Consider the following 22,871-nt stretch of genomic DNA (forward strand, 5'->3'; position numbering starts at 1 on the left):
CTCCCTACACTCCCCACCCTCCCGTTAATTATGGGTATTCAACCAGACTTGATATTACCTATCCCTGAACTGGTTCAACCAATTGGTCAAATCCACCTCGGTTTCAAAATCTAACAACGCTTCCCCTAAATCCTCCAACTGAGAAAAGGATAATTGCTCAATTTGATGCTGTAATTGGGGATTGAGCTGACCTAGGCGACGGTTAAGTAGACGGATAATTAAATTAAGCTCATTGCGCTTTCCTTGTTCTAATCCTTGTTCTAATCCTTGTTCTAATCCTTGTTCTAATCCTTGTTCTAATCCTTGTTCTAATCCTTGTCCTAATCCTTGTTCTAATCCTTGTTCTAATCCTTGTTTTAATCCTTGTTTTAATCCTTGTTCTAATCCTTGTTCTAATCCTTGTTTTAATCCTTGTTCTAATCCTTGTTCTAATCCTTGACGAATAATGCGTTGATAAACCACCGACTCTTGCATCATATCCTCCCGAAAATAAGCTTGAATTAACTGCTCATCAAATTTCACCCCAGCCAAGAGTTGCACGCAAGCAGATAGGTTACGCTGCTGTTGTGTATCTTCAATCATATCGATTTTGGCTGCTACCTGGGAGAGTAATGTTTCTGGGACTTCAGCTTGTGCTAATACTGCCAAGGGTAGTAACCCTGGAGTTGTCAGTAACGGTTGTGGATCACATTCCCAAATCCGAATCACTCGGTAGTGGAAGGATAGGTTCGGCTCGGTAAATTGATTCACAAATACTCCCGCTAATCGGGTTGGTTTCAGAAAAATTATTACCTGGTTAATCTTACAGCGATACTGGCGATACAACCTCACCCAATAATCCAGCATCCGCAGGGGTAAAGGAGGTTCAGACTGGGGTAGGGTTTGAAATTCCAGATGCAAAATAGCATCAGCAACCCGCACAAAAAACAAAGCATCTGCCCGAATTGGTTCTGTACTTAATTCGGTGTTGAGAATTTCTATATCTTCTGGTGGTTCCTGGTTCCACAACCAACGGGTAAAGGCTTGGGGATATTGTTCAACTAAATATTTAAGGGTACTGTCGTAAGTCATAACACATATAGTAAAGGGAGCAGGGAGTAGGGAGTAGGGAGTAGGGAGTAGGGAGTAGGGAGCGGTGCGACCCCGCGCTTTTTCAAAGCTAAGCGTGAACGCGCACTCCCTGGGAATATGGCATCAAAAATTATCACAATTCCTACACGGATTGCTATTAATTATTGTAATCTGCTGGTTACCCCTTCAGAACTAGATGTCTATTTGACTCAATTTTTTAATAATCCGAAGCACCTGATACAAATCATTTCCGGGATTGCGCAGTGAAAATTCAGCAGATGTCCCATATCTGGGCTTTTCACTGTTAACTAGTTTGATGAAAATGAAGGTACCACCAGTGGTAATCATGCCATAGCTTGGTTGATCTGGGTTGGGATTAGCTAACATGTAGGCCAGAATTTGGGGTAGTCCAGCTTCTATGGAGAAGCTAGCCTGTTTGGATTCGATAATCGTCATCCAAAATTCGTTATGTAAGACTAGGGTATCAATGCTTCCTTTGACAATAATGCCGTGGTCGTCAACAGAAATATCTACGGTTTTTTCGGCTTTGATGTGAAAGGGTTCTAGATAAAATTTTCCGATAAATAGCAGGGGGGATAGGATGGCGAGATTAACGGTTTTTTCTAGTAAGGGTGGGTAATAGAGTAAATTAAAATAACCAGCTTTAACGTCATCTAGTAATTGCTGTTGTAATTCGCTGATTTCTGGTAAGTTTTCTTGCCACTCGTGAAAGAATTGGTTATCGTTAACTAGCTGAAGATTGACTAGGGTTTTTAATTGCTTGAGGGTGATGTCTTTAGCTTGGATTGTTTCTACCATTGTTGTTAAGTTGTTGGTGGTGATCAGGGAATAAAAACGGGAAGTTACACGTTACAGGTTAGTTCAGACTTAAATTGATAGAGCAGGGAGCAGGGGCAGGGAGCAGGGAGCAGGGATTAGGCAAGAGCCGAGAGTGAAACAATCCTGTGTACCTCATGAGTCCTAGAAACGCTATAACTGTTTAATTGGGTATACTAAAATACTTATCCAACAGTCCGCCGGAACTCGGCAGGGGTGTGCCCGGTCCAACGCTTGAAGGCTCTGCGGAATGCACGATCTTCTGAGTAACCTAGCAAACAAGATATGGCTTCGATACTGAGTCTGGGGTCGCTCAGGAATTGTTGTGCGTTTGCTTGACGAGTTTGGTCTAACAGTTGCCGAACGGTGATACCATGGTCTTGGGTCAAGCGTTGCAAAGCACGAAGACTCATGTTCATCTGTCGTGCTAGTGCCTCTGCACCATATTCAGAACGTTCAGCATTGTGAGCGATCGCATCACGAACTCTAGATAGTTCCGGAGAATCACTAGAACCTGCTAACCGTTCTCGCACCAGGTCTAGATGCCCCTGGATATAACGAAACAGATCCGGATCAGGCTGTTTGGTGGGTAGGTCTAGGGCTCCTTGACGAAATACAAGGGCATTGTGGGATTGTTGAAAGCATACTGGGCTACCAAAGAACTCCTCATAAACCTGGATTGGTCCGAAGGGCAGGTGAGTGAAGTCCACGCGCAGAAGGATATCATCGGCTCCCAGAATTTCCCGCATATAGCGCAACCCCAAAGCTAGTCCCACTTCAGCAGCGCAACCCCCATCCTCGGCATCCATGGGATGATGCATTTGCAAAATCCCCTCTGAGGAGGACTCAATCAGGGCGATGTGCAGTTGATCCGATAACACAGACCGATAGCGCACTAAGTTCTGCAACGCTTCTCTGAGATTTTCAGCATATCTAGCTCCATAGGCTAGTGTTCCAAAGTATGAGAAGGGAGTAGCACTGGCCATGTGGAGTGCGATCGCTTCCCCTGGGTAAGCCTTGGTCAGTAAGCGCCATACCGTTGGTACCAGGTGTTGAGACAGGTGGGCATCGGGATCGAGCAGATCGGTACGGGTTAGTCCTGTGGCGGCAGTGATCTGTTCCATGTCTACTCCCCGTGCCACTGCATAAGCTACGGTACTCGCCACTACGCTAGCTAGCATTTCGGGTTTGTGCAATCTGTCGTGAAATGTCCGATTTGGTGCGCCCATTGTCCTTATCACACCTCTGCTAAAGATGGCAATTTGGTTATAGAAAGCTCGTCAGCTATCAGCTCTCAGCTCTCAGCCGTCAGCTTAAAACAAGCTATTCGGCTGACAAGTTCAACGGACTCAAAGCCAAAGACTATGAATTCCTCCCTCGGGCGTTCGCGTAGCGTGGCCGTTCGCGTAGCGTGGCCAAAAGGCCAAAAGGCCAGGGAACTGAGATGCAACGAATGCTTACCTCTTTCATTCAAAAGCTGTTCGCGCAGCGTGCGCATTAGCTGATAGCTGATAGCTGATAGCTGATAGCTTCAACACCATTATACTGCGCCATGAGCTGCATTATTGGTTTGCCATTTTTAAGGCATTTGATGACAGGGTTGCACCTTTAAATTTACTCAAGGAATTTTTCAGCAAAGCAAGATTAAAGGAGTAGAACAATGAGTGAATATAATGTAAACGATCGATTTGATACCAAGGATCTCCTCAAGAAACCTGGTGAAGGAGAAAGGACAGCCACGGACATGATTATCATGGCTCGATCCAGAGACATGGGTGGTGATTTCTCAGTGATGCAGGGTGTTATCAATCCCGGTCACTTGCTGTCACCCCACAGCCACAAGTTTTGCGATCAACTGGTCTACGTGATCTCCAGTGAACTTGTCTTCGAGATTGGGGGTGCAGATGGACTAAGGTTCACAGCTCCCGCCGGAAGCTATGTCCAAAAACCACGGGGCATTGTCCATGCTTTCTGGAACTCCACGGATACACCAGCTCATTACATCGAGCTTTCAGGTCAGGAAACCTTTGAGGGATTCGTTGACTCCTTGAAGGGGGGCGATCGCAAGGGTGTCGCGAACGCAGAGCGGGACTGGGGCATGGTTTTTGCTCTCGACGAAATTCCACGGCTGATCAAGGATAACAACCTCACTGGCCTGGCCATGTCCGAGACTCCCGACTTACCCAATCTACCTAATCTTCCGGAACCAGTGGCAAAGCTGTTTAGCAATATGAAGTTGCGGTAGAAAAGTTTGTAAAAGCTTGTAGGGTGGGCAAAAACTGTTTGGTTCTTTTCAGTTTTGTAGATAAAAGAACTTTGCCCACCCTACTTTAATTGGTATTTTTTTTCCTTGTAGGAATGGGGAGATGGAGAGATGGGTAGGTTGTTGAGAATTCTAGGAATAGCGATCGCATCGGCTTATTTTGCTTCGATGTTAGCACTTAGCAGTGCCACAGCAACCATCCCTACACCCCCATCTCTCTCCCTTCCAACGGATTTTACTGGACAAACAGCGATAATCTCAGCCCAAGCTATGGAATCATCGAGCAATCAAATTGCCATACCGGTCAAGGCTGAGATTGATGCTAAAACTCAGGTGTTGTTTGAGCAACTTTTTGAGGGATTTGGGGTATTAAATATCCTGATTATCTTTTTACTTACCGTCGGTCCGCTCAAGCTAATTGTACCCTTTGTGAAGCTGACAGCTAATGCGGATCCGGCCTTGCGTCGCCAGCTTGCCTTACGGGGGTTTGGCATATCCACCTTAGTTATTTTTGCGGTAGCACTACTTTGCCAAAATGTCCTGAAAGCCTGGCAAATTGACCTCTCAGCAATGCTAATCGCAACAGGTATTATCCTTTTTTTAGTGGCTCTGCGAACAGTATTATCCCAGTATAATCCCCCCACAACTAAGGATGCTTCCCCTGTAAGTCCTTCTCTGAATTTAACGATTAATCCTTTAGTTTTTCCCAGTATTTTAACTCCCTATGGCATTGCTGTTGTGGTGACTATGAGCGCCATGTTCGGACGGATGGCAATTGCTCCGGGTTCTATGTTTTTGCTATTATTTCTGGTGATGGTACTCAACTTAGGAGTGATGTTGGTCGCCCATCCCCTTTTGAATCTCATCAAACCCGTGACTCTAAGAGTGCTTGGTTTTGTGTTTGGGGTGATGCAGGTGGCTTTGGGACTGGATATGATTTTGACGGGAGTGAAACTGGAAGCGATCGCACTGAAATTTATACTAGGGTTGTAACATTATTTCCCGATAATTACTCTTAATAAAAATCTGCCCCATAAGCCCATATCTCCACAATATTACCACACCTCCTATCTCTTTACCTGCTCCCTAAAACCATAGCAATTTTTTAAATAAGAGCCAGAGCAATCATCCCCAATAAAGCCAAAGCTGATACAATTGTAGAAACGCCTTTCTTATCCTCAGATAAATCCTCTTGTTCTTCAATGGGTTCCTTAATGGTTTCCCAGCACGCCTCTCTAATCGTCGCACTCCACTCACTGCCCATTTCTGAAAACCAAAACAGATTAGGATCACCTATAAATGGTTGACGGTTAATGGTTTGCTCTTCACGGTTGACGGAGATTGGGTGACGGTTAATGGTTGAAGCTTGACGATTGGTTAATGGCTGACGGTTAATGGTTGGCCTGTGACGGTTATCGGAGTATTGGGACTGATATCGGTAAGTCTCACAAATAATTTGTTTGGGCTGATCACCAGTAACGGTATCCTTTTTCTGTGACATCGATTAACACCCGATTCTAAAGGTTGACAAGGTAAGCATTCAGCAGCTATGGCACTAGCTGCTGAATGCTGAGTGCTAATAGCTGATTTCTAAGTATCTATAGACTTATCGGGGTAATCACCAATAGTTATGCAGAAAATTTTCAATACCAGTAAGCGGTCAGTGGTCAGTGGTCAGTGGTCAGTGGTCAGCGGTCAGCATTCAGCGGTCAGTGGTCAGTGGTCAGTGGTCAGCTTATTTTATTCAAAAGCACCTCAAAGTGGCACAGGCTTCCAGCCTGTGACCTAACCCATAAGCTAATAACTAATAGCTAATAACTGATAACTGATAGCTGACAGCTGATCGCTGATCGCTTAAATCTAGATAGCATAAGCCTCAACCTCCAAGCGAACCATTTTGACATGAGTTAATCCTTGACTATCTATTGGATAACGCTCGATGTACCTATCCACAACAGTATTCAAAAATGTTTCTCTTAATTCCTGAGGAAGTCTATTGGTATAGGGAAACCAGGTTGTTCTTAACCACCCTTTCAATCCCTCCTTGCCTTGATGCTGCATATCTTTAGGAATTAACTGCACACCTTCAGCCTTAAACCCATTTTCTGGTAACCATCTTTGATACTCTTCAATGCCATAAAATGAATAAGGAAAGTTAAAGTCTATAAAATACTCTTTCCAGTCTGGAGCAGTGATAATTTCATCTATGATCAGTAGTAATTCCCTAGCATTACCTTTACCTCCCATCTGAAACAGTAATTTTCCGTGAGGTTTAAGGTGATTACGAACGCCTTTTAAAACTGAACTATGGTCATTGATCCAATGTAATACAGCATTGGAAAAGACAACATCGAAGCTATGGTTGAGGTTAATCGCTGTAGCATCCATAAGTTGAAACTCTAAATTAGGATACTCTACTGGGGGAAATTTATTCCGAGCTAACTCAACCATGGTCTTGGATGAATCAATTCCTAAAACACTACCGTTGTTAAGAATACTGGCAAATTTAGCAGTAATCTTTCCGTCTCCACAACCAATATCCAGGAGTGTTTCGTTCCCCATTAGTGATAGCTTTTCAATTAGTTCCTTTGCCCAATTGAGCTGTGCTGAGGAATTCTTAGCATAATCATCAGGATTCCATTGATTGTGATTAGTCATATATATCAATTCTAGGACTTGTGAGGTACAAATATCTAGGTTTTAGGGAGCAGGGAGCAGGGAGCAGGGAGCAGGTAAAAGAGAAGAGGCAAGAGCCAATAGTCAAACAATTATGTGTACCTCATGAGTCCTAAAAACGTTATAGCGAAAGCGGTCAGTGGTCAGTATTCAGCACTCAGCAGTCAGCAGTCAGTGCTCAGGGGTCAGCTTATTTTATTCAAAAGCACCTCAAGTATGGTGGCACAGGCTTCCAGCCTGTGACCTAACGACTGCATCAAGACAGGGTGGCACAGGCTTCCAGCCTGTGACCTAACCCATAAGCTAATCGCTGATCGCTAATAACTGACAGCTGATAGCTGATAGCTGACAGCTGACAGCTGATAGCTGAATGCTTACCTAAACTTATCGCCTCAAATTAATATGGCGAGTCAAAATCCGGATGATCTCACCCTCGACAGGAGAAGGAATCGGCGGAGTCCACGCAATCACTTCCGCAAAGCGAAGCACGTGCAATTGGTTAATCACACTCTCGACACCTTTGGGTACACCACAGGCGAGGAGGCGGACTGGGGTTTTGCCGTGAGGCACATCATAGATTGGAGCTTTGATTAGCTCTGGAAGCGATGCAGCGCGGTCTTCGGGGTTTCCCCCATGAGCGACTGCATCAAGACAAGAACGTGGGTTTACCATGTAAATATCACCTTATTTTCTTGGTGGTGGAATAGCGATCGCACATCTCGGCCTGTACAACCTATGTGCGATCGCTTTGTGCTGGCGAGGGAATTGCCAATCACTGTAACTGCGTACTTTTATACTATATCCTATCTTCTGCAGTTTGTCAACACTTTAAGTTTAAAAAAAAATTATAGAAGTATTATTTTCAACAATTCATGCTGCGACAGGTTACAATCAAACGTAACGAGCGTTTATTATGGTAAGAGGTTAAACACTAAAGTGGTGATTCACTGGAAATTGGCAGTAGTAATGGCTGAGCGCAACATCAGCAATAAAGAGCTAGCTGAGATGATTGGAAAGCATCCTAACTCCGTTTCCAGGCTAAAACGGCATCGTCGTCTACCTAGAATTGACGAAGACAAACTCAACTCCCTGTGCAAAGCACTCAAGTGCCAACCAGGGGACTTGATAGTCTATCAAGAGGATGAACAAGATCCCTAAAGCGGTAAATTTACCGGTAATCGGTAATCGGTAATTGGTAATCGGTAACCGGTAATCGGTAATTTTCCCTGAGCCTTAGCCATCAGGGCTTCATGGATGAGCCCAAAATATAGGAGCCTTGAGCTGTCTGGTGAATCGTCTCTGCAATTTTTTTAGCCACCTTCTCGCTAGTCCAGTAGCTGTCGTGAGCACTGCCACCATTGATTAATGCTAAAAATGTCGATTGCACGGGTTTAGCAACATTTTCTAATAATCCAGAACCGTAGGTAAGTACATCTTCAAGTTTGATAACTGTGTCATACTCATCTACTAATTTTGGCAACACTCCTTCTAGGGGCCAAGCAATCGGATCCCCCGGATGTACAAAGTTTTGCCAGGGTAACGCCACTCCTTGTTGAGTCAGAATTGCCAGTAACTCCTTTAGTTTGTAACTAATATCATGGGTACTCCCCTCTCTGGTTTTGCCAACAATATGGATCAGAGTAAATAGGGCAATCGGTGAACCCATGGTATGAACACTAGCCAGAGGAATGGCGCTGTCTTGCTCAGATTCGATTCCCAAAATGCTTTTGCGAATCTCCTGAATACTCTCATGACCAGGTATACTTGGGTCATCCCATCGACTAGCAAACAACACATCAAATAGGATAATCGTTCCCCAACTGTGAGTAACTAGGTGCAAACGGTCATCATCTTGGTATCCCTCCAATCCCTGATAAGCTTGTGTACTCATCTGCTCAATAGCCAGAGAACCAACATGTCTGCTGAGGTAGAGGGCCCCGTCTCCAACGAATTGTAAGATTTGCTTTTCACGGAAGTCTCTGAACCAGAACTCATTCCACACCTTCGATGCATTCAATACTCCTTGGAGTTCCTTCTCCTGCTCAATCACCACATTCCCCCAGTACAGAGGGATCTTTTTGAGTTGAATGGATGACTCAACATTACTTTGAATCAGATCGAAAAGCTTGTCAGCGTATTGGGGTGTTTCTCGATCTTGGCGAGTATTGACACCATGTATAAACAAAATGTAGTCAGTAGCCACGGATCACCCTCTCTTTTATGGAATTTTATAGATGATTCCATTAGTTTATGCGATCGCGTACCCTACGGGACGGTTATCATCGATTCCTGGTAGGGAGTAGGGAGTAGGGAGTAGGGAGTAGGGAATAGGGAGTAGGGAATATGGCATCAAAAATTCTCACAATTCGTAAGAATTCAGCTATCAGCATATGCGCGTAGCGCATATGCTTACCATCAAACTTTTACTATAATTATTTATTTAGGCTGTGCTTATCTAAATGGAATTCTTGATCGATGATGTTTTTACAAATATGAGATGCAGCCGATCTAATTTATGTCTTCTGTCTCAGATAAAAAAACAGCCAATTTATTAGACTAAGATTAATCCCTAATCAGGTAGTCTGGTAAAATAGTTTCGCTATCTATCTGTGCCAATTCAATCTGCTTTTGGGTCAGATTTTTAGCTCCTTGGAGGTTAGCCCCTCTTAAATCTGTACCCTGGAGATTAGCTCCCTCTAAATTTGCCTCTTGCAAGTTAGCTTGAATCAACGATGCCCCCTGTAAATTAGCATTCCAGAGGATTGCCTTTTCTAGCTTAGCGCTCCTGAGAAATGCCCCTTCTAGGTTAGCATCAGATAAGCAAGCGTCTGTCAAGTTAGCTTTTATCAAGTATGCTCCTTGGAGGTTAGCTTGATTACAGTCTGCCCCTTCTAGATTGGCTCCGATCACATATGCTCCTTTTAGATTAGCCTGATTAAGACAAGCTCCTTGTAGTTTGGAGCCACTAAGGTATGCTTCTTGCAGGTTTGCTTCTGTTAGGTTTGCCCCGATCAGTGTGGCGTGACGTAAATCAATTTTCTCATCTTCGAGCTCTTTTGAGCTGTCGCGCCTGCCAATAACCGTCAGGGCACCTTGAATATCAATGGGAAGTTTTTGGTTTTGTGTAATTTGAACAGGACTGGATAACTCATCTATTTGCTTTTGCTGCTCTACATTAATCTTCCAAGGGGACTGATATCGCACAAAAGTCGATAAAATTTCCATAATTTTCCAGTGGTCTTCGCCAGAAACCTTAGCAATTCGTTCTAGGGCATAAATTGCCCCTAGCCGCAGGGCAATCTGATCAGAACTCAGCCACTCCAGGGCATTATTCAAGCATTGAATTATTTGCTTGTCTTCTGTACTGATAGTATTCTTGACAGTTATACCAGTTTTTGATAGGTTATATAAACCTTTGTTTAAGTAGTAAATTTTAATCAAAATTACTAGTCCAATAGCCATTATTACAACAGCTATAAAAAACAAAATTTGGTCTTTTTGCTCTACTTGATTTACAAAAAAAAATAGTTTATTGAGTTGGGATTTTTCAAGAAACCCCTCAATAAAATTTATGGGAAATACCACAAACCAATATAACGAAGCAATCCCTAAGTAGACTAAGCCACTATAAATCAAAAAAACAACCATTTTGAACTGTAAAGGATGATTTTTTTCCTGGTTTACCTTGAGCTTCATGCCTTGTATTATCCTGACTGACTCAACTGGTAGACCTAATTAAATCACCGTCTTGTGAATATAATGTGAATAAATTAAAAAATATAACTAACGAGCTATCGAAACATCCTGAAATTTGAGAACCCCGCGTCTAATGACCGGGGATGAAAAAGAGAGACGGGGTGGGTGCATCTCATATTTGTAAAAAATATCGCAAGTGTGGGGAGTGTGGGGCCCGGGCGCGGGGAGTGTGGGGCCCGGGCGCGGGGAGTGTGGGGCCCGGGCGCGGGAATTTTCGCCCGAATTTTTGTCTAATTTCAAAACTGAGATGCACTCGACGGGGTTAACCCCCTTAAAGTATCCTGGCTATTTCCCTTTTTGATTCTCTATATACTTTTTGACCACTTCTGTGCTAACTTGACCTGTTGACGCCACAAAATAGGTCGGGGTCCATAGTGAGGGTAATTTTTTAAGATTAGGAAATTCTTTCCGCAAGTGATGTGAAGCTCGACCTTTTACCCATCGAGCTATTTCAGCAGGAGATTCATGAGTTGGTGCGTTCAAGAACATGTGGACGTGGTCTGGCATTATTTCTAGCGCAATCAATTTCCATCCATGTTCGGAAACCAGATCAAAGATTATTTCAAGAAGTCGTCGAGCCACGTGTTCTACTAATACAGGCTTTCGACGCTTTGGGACAAAAACAAAGTGATAATTTATTGAAGACACCGACCCCTCTGTACGGCGGTACTCATAATCTTTACTAGATAATTTTGCCATTTTTTCCGGGATTATGTTGACTGTAGCTGTAGTAGCAAGTATACTAGTAGACAAGGAGGTGATGCAACTTGTACAAGACAATACCAGTCAAGGCTGTATTTTCAGAAGAAGAAAGAGCATTTTGGGAATTTCAGTGTCAGCAAGCCAATAGTCTGTTTAATTGTGCAATCTACTATGCTAAACAAAAGCATTACAATTGGCTAAAGGAACAAGAGGCTTACACCACTTACTGGAGTGGTGATGACTTAAGAGTTGGTTGGAAAACTTATAAGTGTACTACCAAATATCCAGAGCTTGATATTGCCTTAAAGATGTCACCTCATTACAAAGGGATGGCGGCTCAATCTGCTCAGCAAACCCTTAAAACTGTTGGGGAAGCGATCACTAGTTTTAATAAATTAGTTGGGTTGTACTATCAGGGGAAAGTAGATAGACCTAGGTTTCCTCGTTATAGGAAGTCTGGAGGGTTTGCTGCGGTAACTTTCCCTCGGCAAGCTCTCAAGTATAGAGAAGGGTTGTTTGATCCTTCTGTCAGCAAAGAAAGCAAGCCTGAATTACTAACTCAAATAACACTTTCACCACCAGATTTTATTGACCCTGATTGGGTGAAAGAGGTCACTGTCCGCCCTTGCTACGGACAGTTGTGGATAGATTGGGTTATTGATGACAGAAAGCAGCCGATAACTGATAACCCAAAACTAGACTATTTTCAGGCCATTGGGATAGACCACGGTGGTGATAACTGGTTGACCTGCGTTTCAACGTTGGGAAAAAGCTTTATTATCGACGGTCGAAAGCTCAAATCAATGAATCAGGGGTACTGTCGCCTTGTAGCTAAATACAAATCTGGGAAACCGGAAAAGTATTGGGATTCCCATCTAGACAAAATCCAACTTAAGCGGAACAATCAGATGCGGGATGCCATAAACAAGACGGCTCGGTTTCTTGTAAATCGTTGCTTGAACAATGGGATAGGAAATCTGGTATTTGGCTGGAACGAAGGACAAAAAAATTGTTCCAGTATGGGGAAGAAAGGAAATCAAAATTTTGTACCTATTCCCACTAAGCGGCTAATTGAAAGATTAAAACAACTTTGTCCTGAATATGGGATAAAGCTAATTATCACTGAGGAATCTTACACTAGCAAAGCGTCTTTCTTGGACGGTGATTCATTACCAAAATATGGTGAAAAACCCAGCGGATGGATCCCTTCTGGCAAAAGAGTCAGACGTGGCTTGTACAAAACTGCCTCTGGAAAGTTGATCAACGCCGATTCTAACGGCGCTGCCAACATTCTCAGAAAAGTATCCACACAGTCATTCGACCTGACTAAGGTGGTTAGGGGAGCTTTGACACTCCCACATCGATATAATTTGTTCACTGATCTGTCTAAATTATATCGATATAAGGGTGAAGCGGTACGGGTTTACCCTACCGCGTAACATCCTTGTAGAATCCCCCGTGCTTTAGCCGGGGGAGATGTCAAATCTATATAGCAAAGGGAACAGGGAACAGGGAACAGGGAGTCGGGAATCGGGAGTCGGGAATCGGGAGTCGTCAGAAGCAGGAAATGGTAGGTGCGCTTTCCGTTGGCGAATTAAATTCGCCACGGGTCGCACCTGAAGAATTTTCCCGGAAATACTTGTGTATTTTGATACATATGGGTAGATTTTTTTCGGAAATACTTATGTATTTTGATACATATTTTAATGAATTTATACGTAATAAACGTACCTCCTTTTTAAAAAACCTACCCTTGTAAGCATCTCCCCATCTATCCATCTCCCCATCTCCCCATCTCCCCACCCTCCCCACACTTCCCACACTTCCCTCTCTTTCCCAACTCCCGACTCCCGACTCCCGACTCCCGACTCCCGACTCCCGACTCCCTTTACCAAGGACTAATTAACGGAATAAAAGAGGATAAATCTGACGCCAAGCTAGGATATAAAACACAGCAGTCCATACCAACAACCAGATTAATTCTAAAAACCAGAACTCTGGTAACCCTAACGGCCAACGTAACAAATCAACGATAGATGATAGGGGTAAAACAGCAGCGACATAACCCAGTCCAGTGGGTAATGTATCCCTAGGAAAATAAGTACCACAGAGAGTAAACATTGGTATCATGAACAAGAAAATCGGCACATTAATCTGATCAATAGTACGCACCGTTCCAGCTGTAAATAGCCCAATAGCAGCAAACAGCATACTCCCTAAAATAATTACAGGCAAAGATACCAGCAATTGCCAGCCAGAGTAAAGTCCCCAGATAACTGCTACTAAACCTGTGATGGTACCAGCTAGAGCTCCCTTTGTAGTTGCCCATAGCCAATCTCCAATAAATACTTCCATGAAACTCAAGGGTGCTGTCAGCAGTGCATGCCAAGTTTTTTGAAAACTCAAGCGCAAATAACTCCCATATGCTCCTTCAGAAAAAGACTGAAACAGAACCCCAATTCCTATCATTCCAGGAGCTATAAAGTTCAAATAAGAGGTGGTTTGACCATGGTAATAAACATCTCCCACTAGGGGAGTTAAACCATAGCCAAAGGCAATCAGATAGATTATAGGTTCAGAAATTGGAAGTAAACTATTGACTAGCCAAGTTTTTTGATACACTTTGGCATGACGATGCCAGACAGAGTAAATGCCCCAAAATGTTACAGAAATTCCTTTCATACCGAGTTGCATTCCAAGATAGTAGATTGGTTGGATAGGGGGATAGGGAGATGGGGAGATGGGGAGATTGGGGTAAGAGAAAGTTGTAGGTTTTACCGCAACTTGGTATCATTTATTTTTTAATATTTTACCCAATCACATCTCCCAATATAGGAGATGACAATTATTCAACCGGATGTTGATAGTAAACCTGTCTAACTTACAGCGTTTTTCATAACTATGAGGTACACAGGATTTTTTCCCTGTTCTCTGTTCTCTGCTCCCTGCTCCCTGCTCCCTAAAACCTATAACGAAAGTACCTCACAGAATTGAAAACTGCTGTAATCAATCCAATGATGTTCCGGTCAGTCGTAAAAATACATCTTCCAAGTTGGTGCGGCGGCGGCTTAGACTAACAGATGGAATCGTATTTAGCTCTTTCCAGAGAGGTTGGGAATTGTCCATAGGTAATGCCATCAGGTAGTTACTGCCAAAGGTGCGATACCAAGTTCCGTACTGAGTCGCTAATTGTTGCAGGATATCTTCCGAGATACCGTCAATCTCCACTAGCTCTTTACCAACAGTGCGCTCAATCAGGTCATTGGGGGTACCTTCGTCAATCACCTTACCCTGCTGAAGTAAGATTAAGCGATCACATAATCGTTGTGCTTCATCCATATAGTGAGTAGTCAACAACACCCCACACCCTTGATTTTTCAGGTGAATCACCAGCTTCCAAAAATCCTGCCGTGCATCCGGGTCAAGTCCTGTGGTAGGTTCATCTAAAAACACGACTTGGGGATGATTAATCAAGGCTCGTGCCAATACCAAACGCCGCTTCAATCCACCAGACAGCTCATCAATCCGCCGCTGAGCATAATCCTGTAGCCCCACCAGCCCCAGTAACTCCCCTGCCCGTTTCCGAGCTGACTTACCGGTAATCCGGTAGTGGTGGGCAAAGATAACCAAATTTTCAAATACGGTGAAGTCCGGGTCAAGATTATCCTCTTGAGTAACAATCCCCATCGAAAAACGAACCTGTCGCCCTTGAGAATGTACCTGATATTGACCCAACTGCACAAAGCCACGACTAGGAACAACTGCGCCGTAGAGCATTCCCACCGTAGTGGTTTTACCCGCACCATTCGGTCCAAGTAAACCCAAAATTTCCCCAGGATTCAGGGTAAAACTAACTCCACTAACGACAGTGCGATTGCCATAAGATTTCCACAAATCGTAAGCCGTCAGTGCTACTCGTTCCGTATCGATTTCAGATGTTGTAAGATACATAGCTAAGACAACACATGGGTTGCTCAATTTTGTTCGCGTTCGCCTTTGGCGTGGCCTACGGCCAAGCGTGGCCCATAGGCCAAGGTTAGCTGGTTGAAGGTTGTTCGCGAAGCGTGGCCAAAGGCCAAGGTTAGCTGGTTGAAGGTTAGTCGGTTGAAGGTTAGCTGGTTGAAGGTTAGCTGGTTGAAGGTTAGCTGGTTGAAGGTTAGTGGGTTGAAGGTTAGCTGGTTGAAGGTTAGTCGGTTGAAGGTTAGTGGGTTGAAGGTTAGTCGGTTGAAGGTTAGTCGGTTGAAGGTTAGTCGGTTGAAGGTTAGTCGGTTGAAGGTTAGTCGGTTGAAGGTTAGTCGGTTGAAGGTTAGCTGGGTAATGCCTCACGGACCACTGACCCAAGGTTAATTGAGTCTACTTGAATCAATATTATGACTTGGGTAAATTCATTAGCTTCACAAAGCCAAAGGAAAAGCCTTGCTTTCACTTGTACTACAAAAGTAGTATAACGATATGTTTTAATACTGTCAAAATTAATAAAGACACTAAAGATGGATGAAGCGATAGAAATCAGGCATTAGCCCCAGGAAAACAGGTACTTATCACGTCTTATCTGTATGTATCGTTAATTTCAAACCTAACCAGTTAACCTATAAGCATTCAGCTATCAGCCTTGGCCAAAAGCCACGCTACGCGAACAGCTATCAGCCTTGGCCAAAAGCCACGCTACGCGAACAGCTATCATCCATCAGCACACTAACCTTGGCCAATAGGCCACGCGATCGCGTTCAACCAGTTAACCTTGGCCAATAGGCCACGCGATCGCGTTCAACCAGTTAACCTTCAACCTTCAACCTTCAACCTTCAACCGACTAACCTTCAACCTTCAACCGACTAACCTTCAACCGACTAACCTTCAACCTTCAACCGACTAACCTTCAACCTTCAACCGACTAACCTTCAACCTTCAACCGACTAACCTTCAACCTTCAACCGACTAACCTTCAACCCCCTAACCTTCAAGCAACTCCTAAAATCAATTCCCAACTATTCAACCTTCCCGTATCCATCGCTACATCATCCACCACCTGTAATTGCCATACCCCTGATGCTGGTTTATTTAAAACCAACTTCAAAGCGGGAGTAGTTTCCACGGAATAGGTTTGTTTTAATACTCTCCTCGCTCCCAAGGTGCGACTTTGTAACAACACTATCTCACCTGTAGGGGATTTCAAACTTATCTCAATATCCCCTAAAAATTCATGCTCAATATCCACCTTTACCTGAATCTCTCTGACCGATGCTGATTGAGTTAACCGAATCCTACTAGTAATCCCCCGAGGATTATTGTCAGGAATGTTGACGCTGCGGTCATTAATTCCTTCAATCACCTTTTTGGAAGCAGATGACCTTTCCTGGGATTTCTCCTGAGCCGCTTTAACAGCCTTAAAGGCGTTAACTTTACCATAGCCAAACCACTGAGAGTGACCATTGGTATCATAGGTTCCCAGTCGTCTGTTTAACTGAGGGTCTGGATTAGGGTCTACGATTTTATCAGCACTCTGTTCCAAAATCTGCTTCACCTCCCCAGCAGTTAGGTCAGGATTGACCGAAAGCACTAACGCGGCAACTCCTGCTACTACCGGACAAGCACTAGATGTTCCGCCAAAATTGCCCACAAAATCCCCAGTCTCATAGCCAGCTGACCCCACTTGGTCAGCACTGAATACCCCTAATCCCTTGATTCCTCCTGTCACTATAGGTGCCGTATAAACATAGCCTTTGTTGGGAAACCACATCCCTGGGGGAGCATTATTACTGGGAGCGCACACGGAAACATTTTCCCCCCAATTGCTATAAGCCGACTTTTTACCCAGGCTATTACAAGCAGAAACTGTAATCACATCGGGATGAACCGCAAATCCACTCAACCATTCCGTTGACCCTTTCAACAAATTATTTGGCCACCCCCGCTCATAGATAGTGCCGCTAACTGGACGATTGGCATTCCCCGCCGCAAAAACAATCACACAGCCTTTCCCTTGACGTCCTTTAGTAGCAGCACGGGTAATCGCTGCTCGTTGTCGCAGGGATAGGGGAAAATAAGCTGATGCAGCACCCCAACTGCAAGAAATTACACTCGCGCCATGGTCAACTGCCCAATCAAACAGTGCTTCAATGCTGCGGTCATCGAGAAAACCACTGGTGCGCATTGGCATCAAAGCACACTTAGGCGCTACTCCCACAATTCCCTGACCATTTTCCTCTGCCACCGCTATCCCTGCGCAAGCGGTGCCATGACTCTCACCAGAATTAGTAGGTATGGGCAAAAAGTCTTGGTCTTTAAAGTCCCTAGGGGCAACAATTTTGCCAGGACCGGAAAAATCGGGATGGTTGATGTCAATCGCATCATCAGTCACAGCCACCACTACCGACCGGTCTCCTCGGGTAATATCCCACGCTTGCTCGACATGAATATGGGAAGCAATTGACAACATCGCACCGCCGTTATGGTTCAGATACCACTGCTTGGGATATAAGGTGTCTTGGGGACGGTAAAACGGTTCTTGGGGTATGACAATATTCGGTTCAGCTGTTAATACCTCGGGCAATCCCGTCAAGCGATTAGCAATTTTAATCGGATTCTCTCTAGCGCTAGCGGTAACTTCACACACAAAGGTGTTGGGGATGCCTTCTACAGGTTGTACTATTTGTAAACCAAAGGAGTCAGTAACCGATGCGATCGCATTTTGATCCGCTTCTGGAATAAATTGAATCGTTAGTTCATCGGTCAGATAAATCAACGAATCTGGATTATCCTTAATCTGGTAGACATGACTGGCAAATGCCACCGCTTCATTTTCCCGTGCTGCCTGCATTGCTGGATCCCGTTCCGACCCAGGCACAGTGAATTCCTGTAATAGGGTACTTTGGATTTGCCCATGGTGTTCGAGTCGAATGCTTTGGGCTAATTCATCAGTAACTGTTGAATTCTTGGGGTATATGGTAAAGCGATCGCTTACCTTCTCCAGGGAAAGTTCATCACCTCCCCGCTGTAACACTATACCGACACTGGTTTCTGGAACACCTTGGCTGGTACTAGACTCGTCTGGGGTATGGGAGCTACTACGGGTCATAAGTATGAAGGTTGAAGGTTGAAGGTTGAAGGTTGAAGGTTGTTTGGTTGTTTGGTTGAAGGTTGAAGGTTGAAGGTTGTTTGGTTGTTTGGTTGAAGGTTGAAGGTTGAAGGTTGTTTGGTTGAAGGTTGTTTGGTTGAAGGTTGTTTGGTTGAAGGTTGAAGGTTTTTGGGTGCATCTCAGTTGTGCAATTAGGCAAAAATTCGGGCTAAAATTCCCACACTCCTCACACTCCCCGCGCCCGGGCCCCGCGCCCGGGCCCCACACTTCCGATCTTTTTTACAAATATGAGATGCACCCAGGTTGTTCGCCTTAGGGGTTACCGTAGGGTAGGATTAAGAATTAAGTATGAAAGATTAAGTAAGCTGTAATCGATTCAAAATTTAAATGGGTGAGAGCTGATCAACACTGGCGGAGTAGCCATAAGCTAAAACGCATCTAAATTTAATCTGTTTATGTTACATCACCCCATCACCCCATCAGTCTCAACCCAAAAATAAAGTGCGTGACAGCTTATCTTTGAGGGGGCAAGAGTTGACTTGGAGGCAGTCTATAGCCCTTTTCAATAGGCATGGGGGATGAATAGGGAACATTTGAGGACTATTTTCAGTCTGAACCTTAAATCCTACAACTCTGGTACCTGCTTTACCTTTCCAATAAGCCCTTGATCCAGTTTGGTAATGGTACTATACCAATAGTTTGGATTTACTCTATCATTTTAGGTAACCAATTCCCAAAGCTATAGTATGGTTTATTCTGGCACTCTTAATCCGGTCAGGCTCGCCTGTTTCGTTGCTTTTCCCGTTATGGCAGCTTTGGTAGTACTGCCACCAGCACAGGCGCAAGGTGCTGATATCCAAGTAGAATCAGACATCACTGACCCCAACAATACCGGGCCGTTGACTCAAGAAGACAGCCTATTGAGTATGCCGGGGGGAGAGCGGATGATGCAAGAGGCGACTAACGCTATTGATTCAGGGAACTATAGCGTAGCTGCCAAAAAACTCCAAGAGGCACGTCAGATATTCAACCAGTTGTCTAACTTTTACCAACAGCTGGCTTCAAGTTTTTCCGGCATTGACAACCGAGTCTACGAGGCTCAACGGCAAAAAGCCCTGGAAACTGCTGAAAAGCGAGATGAAGCTACCTATCGGCTAGCCCTAGTCCATCGAGCCAATGACCAGCCAGAATTAGCTGTCCCCTTGTTAATTCAAATTATTCGGTCTCAAAATCCAACCAGGGAATTGGGAAAAAAATCCTACCAACAGCTGTTTGAGCTAGGATTCGTCGATTCTCCCTTTCCTAGAAATGGCAATAGCCAGCCCACCTCGTCCGCTGGTTCTAATAAAGGCAGTTAAATTTTAGTGTATTTTAGAAATTCCACTAGAAACTGGAACAAAAAGAATGGAGCCGATTAGTACACAGCAAGTTGAAGAAAAGATTAAAGCATCGATACCGGATGCTCAGGTAAAAGTAGAAGATTTAGGGGGTGGTAACCATCTGCAAGCCATTGTTGTATCCTCAGAGTTTGAAGGTAAATCCCTGGTGAAACAACATCAGCTGGTTTATGGTGCCCTAAGCCAAGAGTTGGCAACAGAGGCCATTCACGCCCTAGCCCTAAAAACCTATACCCCCGAAGCCTGGGCTGGCAAGCAGTAAACTGGCGTAAGTCATAATTAGAAGAGTCTAGGATTTTGCGATCGCACTCACTAATATAATATCGACTATCAAAATAACTATCTAAATATTCCAGGAGTTTAAGAAAACGATGACACCAGAACTGAAAGAGAGAATAGATAAATTAACACAAGAGCACAAAATTTTGGTATTCATGAAGGGCAGCAAACTAATGCCCCAGTGTGGCTTCTCCAATAACGTTGTCCAAATTCTGAATCACTTAGGAGTTCCCTACGAAACTGTAGACGTACTAGAAGATTTCGACATCCGTCAGGGAATCAAAGAATATTCCAACTGGCCAACGATTCCTCAAGTGTACATTAACGGAGAGTTTATCGGTGGCTCCGATGTGATGATTGAAATGTATCAAAATGGTGAATTGCAGCAGACCGTGGAAGTCGCCCTGGCATCCTAATCCTTGACTGCACCAAACTATTGACAAAACTGAAGAACCGCAGAAAGCGATCGGATTAGGAAATGCGATCGCTTTCTTGATGCAATAGCGAGTGGGGTAAACCCCCAAGACCGCGCTGCATCGCTTTTTTTAGGGCGTTGCTTAATAATGGAATGATTTTAAGAGTTTTCTGGAATGGGCATCTTGCGTGGAATGGGCATCTTGCGTGGAACTGGCATCTTGCCAGTTTCATGCTTATTTTCGAGCGGGCAGGATGCCCACTCTACTCCTATTCATTCCTAAATTCAGCAACGCCGAATTTTTTCCTATTCCCTATTCCCTAGTGATCCAACCAAACCGCTAAATCCGTTGCGGTCTCAAAATTCAACAACGCTTCACTCAATTCCTCCAATCGAGTAATCGATAATCCTTCAATCCGCTGTTGGAGCACAGGGTCAAGTAAACCTAACCTCAGGGTTAGCAAACGCATCACAACTAATAGGGCTCCCTCCTGCTTGCCGCGCTGGAGTCCCTTTTGGACTCCCTTTTGGATAATATCTTGATAGGTGACTGATTCTTCCATAACTTCCTCCCTCAACAATCGACAGACTAAATTTTTGTCAAACCGCAAACCAGCCAGTACATCTACACAGGCCGCTAGGTTTCCCCGTAATGGCTTTTCTTCAATTCTATCCACTTGGGCAACGACTTGCTCCAACAATAGATTAGGCCGATTACTCCTGGCTAAAGTGGCCAAGGGTAACAAAGCTCGATTGGCCAATAGTGGTAATGGGTCTTGCTCCCACAGACGAATTACTCGATAACGGTGCCAGGTATTAATATCCCTAAACTCGTTATTGAATACCAGATCTGAGGTCGTAGACTTGAGAAAAATTACCACCTGCGTGTGGGGGACATCGGTACTTGCGATGTAATCTGACCCAATAGTCCAACATCCGAAATGGTAATGGTGGCATAGATTGGGGCAGGGTTTGAAATTCTAGGTGCAGAATTTGGTTAGTACTTTGGAGTAGAGTCAAAGCATCAGCTTGAATTGGTTCAGCACTTAATTCAGTTTTAAGTACCTGAATATCCTGAGGTTCCTCACCCAATATCCACTGAAAAAACTCCGATGGGTATTCTTCTGCTAAGTATTTACAAATATTATCGTAGGCCAAGGCAAATTGTTTAAAGTTAACACTATTTCAGATAGTGTAGTGAATCTGAGCTCAAAAATTGATCGCACCTGGATCTTGTTTATTGATTCAAGTTATGATACACCAGCACTAATGATTTAGATAAGATCTAAAAAAGACCTGATTAGATCAGGTCTTTTAAAAATCATGTCCCCACCAAAAATCTTGGTGAACACTAACAGTTCAATCTCAGCCGTGCTCCAACCAAACCGCTAAATCCGTTACTGTCTTAAAATCCAACAACGCTTCACTCAATTCCTCCAATCGAGTAATGGATAATCCCTCAATCTGCTGTTGGAGCACAGGGTCAATTAAACCTAACCTCAGGGTTAGCAAACGCATCACAACTAATAGGACTCCCTCCTGCTTGCCGCGCTGAAGTCCCTGCTGGAGTCCCTTTTGGATTCCCTTTTGGATAATATCTTGATAGGTGACTGATTCTTCCATAATTTCCTCCCTCAACAATCGACGGACTAAATCTTTGTCAAACCGCAAACCAGCCAGCACATCCACACAGGCCGCTAGGTTTCCCCGTAATGGCTTTTCTTCAATTTTATCCACTTCAGCAACGACTTGCTCTAACAATAGATTAGGGCTATTACTCCTGGCTAAAGTGGCCAAGGGTAACAAAGCTCGATTGGCCAATAGTGGTAATGGGTCTTGCTCCCACAGACGAATTACTCTATAACGATGCCAGGTATTAATATCCCTAAACTCGTTCGTAAATACCATCTGTGATGTCGTAGACTTTAGGAAAATCACCACCTGGTCAATCGGACATCGGTACTTGCGGTGTAGTCTGACCCAGTAGTCCAACATCCGAAATGGTAATGGTGGCTCTGATTGGGGCAGGGTTTGAAATTCTAGGTGCAGAATTTGGTTAGTACTTTGCAGTAGAGTTAGAGCATCAGCTTGAATTGGTTCAGCACTCAATTCCGTTTTAAGTACCTGAATATCCCGAGGTTCTTTACCCAATACCCACTGAAAAAACTCCGATGGGTATTCTTCTGCTAAGTATTTGCAGATATTATCGTAGGCCAAGGCAAATTGTTCAAACTTAATACTATCTCAGACAGTGTAGTGAATCTGAACCAGAAAATTGATCGCACCTGGATCTTGTTTATTGATACAAGTTATGATACCGGAGCACTTCTGATTTACAGAATATGTTTAGATAAGATCTAAATCAGAAGGGTGCATCTGATTAAAGGTATTTGACCTGG

Annotated in this window: 27 protein-coding genes and 1 pseudogene; 9 read left to right on the forward strand and 19 right to left on the reverse strand. The window is 44.0% G+C overall.

Annotated elements, in window-relative coordinates:
- Nucleotides 1-54 precede the first annotated feature (54 nt).
- The 5 genes from F6J90_RS25205 to F6J90_RS25225 form a co-directional block, all read right to left on the reverse strand.
- The gene (locus tag F6J90_RS25205) at nt 55-1,071 is read right to left on the reverse strand and encodes a DUF4351 domain-containing protein (protein WP_293099708.1); all 1,017 of its coding nucleotides are present in this window, start codon (nt 1,069-1,071) and stop codon (nt 55-57) included.
- The gene (locus tag F6J90_RS25210) at nt 1,068-1,208 is read right to left on the reverse strand and encodes a hypothetical protein (RefSeq protein WP_293099711.1); all 141 of its coding nucleotides are present in this window, start codon (nt 1,206-1,208) and stop codon (nt 1,068-1,070) included. The genes F6J90_RS25205 and F6J90_RS25210 overlap by 4 nt, the downstream gene beginning before the upstream one ends.
- Before the next feature lie 55 nt (nt 1,209-1,263).
- Nucleotides 1,264-1,890, reverse strand: coding sequence for a restriction endonuclease subunit R (locus F6J90_RS25215; protein WP_293099714.1), 627 nt, complete (start codon nt 1,888-1,890; stop codon nt 1,264-1,266).
- Nucleotides 1,891-2,093: 203 nt separating this feature from the next.
- Complete coding sequence (locus tag F6J90_RS25220; protein WP_293099717.1) at nt 2,094-3,137, reverse strand: AraC family transcriptional regulator; 1,044 nt, start codon at nt 3,135-3,137, stop codon at nt 2,094-2,096.
- A 65-nt stretch (nt 3,138-3,202) separates the two neighbouring features.
- Nucleotides 3,203-3,406: a hypothetical protein gene (locus F6J90_RS25225; protein ID WP_293099719.1), complete on the reverse strand. Its 204-nt coding sequence runs from the start codon at nt 3,404-3,406 to the stop codon at nt 3,203-3,205.
- A gap of 162 nt (nt 3,407-3,568) precedes the next feature.
- Between F6J90_RS25225 and F6J90_RS25230 the strand changes: the two genes are divergently transcribed.
- The gene (locus tag F6J90_RS25230) at nt 3,569-4,153 is read left to right on the forward strand and encodes a cupin domain-containing protein (protein ID WP_293099722.1); all 585 of its coding nucleotides are present in this window, start codon (nt 3,569-3,571) and stop codon (nt 4,151-4,153) included.
- Between the two features lie 141 nt (nt 4,154-4,294).
- Nucleotides 4,295-5,164 carry a MarC family protein gene (locus F6J90_RS25235; protein WP_293099725.1) on the forward strand — a complete coding sequence of 290 codons (870 nt, stop codon included), beginning with the start codon at nt 4,295-4,297 and terminating at the stop codon, nt 5,162-5,164.
- 112 nt (nt 5,165-5,276) lie between these two features.
- Here F6J90_RS25235 and F6J90_RS25240 read toward each other — a convergent pair whose 3' ends face one another.
- Nucleotides 5,277-5,672, reverse strand: coding sequence for a hypothetical protein (locus tag F6J90_RS25240; RefSeq protein WP_293099728.1), 396 nt, complete (start codon nt 5,670-5,672; stop codon nt 5,277-5,279).
- A gap of 129 nt (nt 5,673-5,801) precedes the next feature.
- Here F6J90_RS25240 and F6J90_RS25245 point away from each other — a divergent pair, with 129 nt between their 5' ends.
- The gene (locus F6J90_RS25245) at nt 5,802-5,960 is read left to right on the forward strand and encodes a hypothetical protein (RefSeq protein ID WP_293099731.1); all 159 of its coding nucleotides are present in this window, start codon (nt 5,802-5,804) and stop codon (nt 5,958-5,960) included.
- A 71-nt stretch (nt 5,961-6,031) separates the two neighbouring features.
- On the opposite strand, the gene F6J90_RS25250 is transcribed toward F6J90_RS25245, so the two are convergent.
- Together F6J90_RS25250 and F6J90_RS25255 are read right to left on the reverse strand one after the other, a co-directional pair.
- Nucleotides 6,032-6,829, reverse strand: a complete 798-nt coding sequence (locus tag F6J90_RS25250) for a class I SAM-dependent methyltransferase (protein ID WP_293099734.1) — start codon at nt 6,827-6,829, stop codon at nt 6,032-6,034.
- A gap of 402 nt (nt 6,830-7,231) precedes the next feature.
- Complete coding sequence (locus F6J90_RS25255; protein WP_293099736.1) at nt 7,232-7,519, reverse strand: hypothetical protein; 288 nt, start codon at nt 7,517-7,519, stop codon at nt 7,232-7,234.
- Between the two features lie 264 nt (nt 7,520-7,783).
- On the opposite strand from F6J90_RS25255, the gene F6J90_RS25260 reads away from it, so the two are divergent.
- Nucleotides 7,784-8,005 (forward strand): helix-turn-helix transcriptional regulator, encoded by a 222-nt coding sequence (locus F6J90_RS25260; RefSeq protein WP_293099739.1) that lies wholly within the window; start codon nt 7,784-7,786, stop codon nt 8,003-8,005.
- An 82-nt stretch (nt 8,006-8,087) separates the two neighbouring features.
- Here F6J90_RS25260 and F6J90_RS25265 read toward each other — a convergent pair whose 3' ends face one another.
- The 3 genes from F6J90_RS25265 to tnpA form a co-directional block, all read right to left on the reverse strand.
- Nucleotides 8,088-9,050, reverse strand: coding sequence for a hypothetical protein (locus tag F6J90_RS25265; protein ID WP_293099742.1), 963 nt, complete (start codon nt 9,048-9,050; stop codon nt 8,088-8,090).
- 359 nt (nt 9,051-9,409) lie between these two features.
- Nucleotides 9,410-10,495: a pentapeptide repeat-containing protein gene (locus tag F6J90_RS25270; protein ID WP_293099745.1), complete on the reverse strand. Its 1,086-nt coding sequence runs from the start codon at nt 10,493-10,495 to the stop codon at nt 9,410-9,412.
- 393 nt (nt 10,496-10,888) lie between these two features.
- The gene (tnpA, locus tag F6J90_RS25275) at nt 10,889-11,302 is read right to left on the reverse strand and encodes an IS200/IS605 family transposase (protein WP_293100758.1); all 414 of its coding nucleotides are present in this window, start codon (nt 11,300-11,302) and stop codon (nt 10,889-10,891) included.
- A gap of 68 nt (nt 11,303-11,370) precedes the next feature.
- Between tnpA and F6J90_RS25280 the strand changes: the two genes are divergently transcribed.
- On the forward strand, nt 11,371-12,744 hold the full coding sequence (locus F6J90_RS25280) for a transposase (RefSeq protein WP_293099747.1): 1,374 nt from the start codon (nt 11,371-11,373) through the stop codon (nt 12,742-12,744).
- Between the two features lie 24 nt (nt 12,745-12,768).
- Here F6J90_RS25280 and F6J90_RS25285 read toward each other — a convergent pair whose 3' ends face one another.
- From F6J90_RS25285 to F6J90_RS25310, 6 genes are all read right to left on the reverse strand, one after another.
- A complete protein-coding gene (locus F6J90_RS25285; RefSeq protein WP_293099749.1) occupies nt 12,769-12,912 on the reverse strand; it encodes a hypothetical protein in 144 nt (47 codons plus the stop codon).
- A 105-nt stretch (nt 12,913-13,017) separates the two neighbouring features.
- Nucleotides 13,018-13,200, reverse strand: coding sequence for a hypothetical protein (locus F6J90_RS25290; protein WP_293099751.1), 183 nt, complete (start codon nt 13,198-13,200; stop codon nt 13,018-13,020).
- A 7-nt stretch (nt 13,201-13,207) separates the two neighbouring features.
- Nucleotides 13,208-13,987, reverse strand: coding sequence for an ABC transporter permease (locus tag F6J90_RS25295; protein ID WP_293099754.1), 780 nt, complete (start codon nt 13,985-13,987; stop codon nt 13,208-13,210).
- 324 nt (nt 13,988-14,311) lie between these two features.
- Complete coding sequence (locus F6J90_RS25300; protein ID WP_293099757.1) at nt 14,312-15,631, reverse strand: ATP-binding cassette domain-containing protein; 1,320 nt, start codon at nt 15,629-15,631, stop codon at nt 14,312-14,314.
- 632 nt (nt 15,632-16,263) lie between these two features.
- Nucleotides 16,264-18,381, reverse strand: a complete 2,118-nt coding sequence (locus F6J90_RS25305; protein ID WP_293099760.1) for a S8 family serine peptidase — start codon at nt 18,379-18,381, stop codon at nt 16,264-16,266.
- A complete protein-coding gene (locus F6J90_RS25310) occupies nt 18,371-18,580 on the reverse strand; it encodes a hypothetical protein (RefSeq protein WP_293099763.1) in 210 nt (69 codons plus the stop codon). Before F6J90_RS25310 ends, F6J90_RS25305 begins: the two co-directional genes overlap by 11 nt.
- A 547-nt stretch (nt 18,581-19,127) precedes the next feature.
- Between F6J90_RS25310 and F6J90_RS25315 the strand changes: the two genes are divergently transcribed.
- The 4 genes from F6J90_RS25315 (at nt 19,128) to F6J90_RS25330 (ending at nt 20,816) form a co-directional block, all read left to right on the forward strand.
- On the forward strand, nt 19,128-19,739 hold the full coding sequence (locus tag F6J90_RS25315; protein ID WP_293099765.1) for a hypothetical protein: 612 nt from the start codon (nt 19,128-19,130) through the stop codon (nt 19,737-19,739).
- Nucleotides 19,740-19,785: 46 nt separating this feature from the next.
- The gene (locus tag F6J90_RS25320) at nt 19,786-20,040 is read left to right on the forward strand and encodes a BolA family protein (RefSeq protein ID WP_293099768.1); all 255 of its coding nucleotides are present in this window, start codon (nt 19,786-19,788) and stop codon (nt 20,038-20,040) included.
- A 109-nt stretch (nt 20,041-20,149) separates the two neighbouring features.
- Entirely contained in the window at nt 20,150-20,473 is a 324-nt protein-coding gene (grxD, locus tag F6J90_RS25325) for a Grx4 family monothiol glutaredoxin (RefSeq protein WP_293099771.1), read from the forward strand.
- Nucleotides 20,474-20,660: 187 nt separating this feature from the next.
- The gene (locus F6J90_RS25330; RefSeq protein ID WP_293099774.1) at nt 20,661-20,816 is read left to right on the forward strand and encodes a hypothetical protein; all 156 of its coding nucleotides are present in this window, start codon (nt 20,661-20,663) and stop codon (nt 20,814-20,816) included.
- On the opposite strand, the pseudogene F6J90_RS25335 reads toward F6J90_RS25330, so the two are convergent.
- Nucleotides 20,793-21,630, reverse strand: a pseudogene (locus F6J90_RS25335) (Rpn family recombination-promoting nuclease/putative transposase). The gene F6J90_RS25330 and the pseudogene F6J90_RS25335 overlap by 24 nt on opposite strands.
- A gap of 207 nt (nt 21,631-21,837) precedes the next feature.
- Nucleotides 21,838-22,689, reverse strand: coding sequence for an Rpn family recombination-promoting nuclease/putative transposase (locus F6J90_RS25340; protein WP_293099777.1), 852 nt, complete (start codon nt 22,687-22,689; stop codon nt 21,838-21,840).
- Between the last annotated feature and the right edge of the window lie 182 nt (nt 22,690-22,871).

Source organism: Moorena sp. SIOASIH (assembly GCF_010671925.1).
Classification (GTDB): Bacteria; Cyanobacteriota; Cyanobacteriia; order Cyanobacteriales; family Coleofasciculaceae; genus Moorena.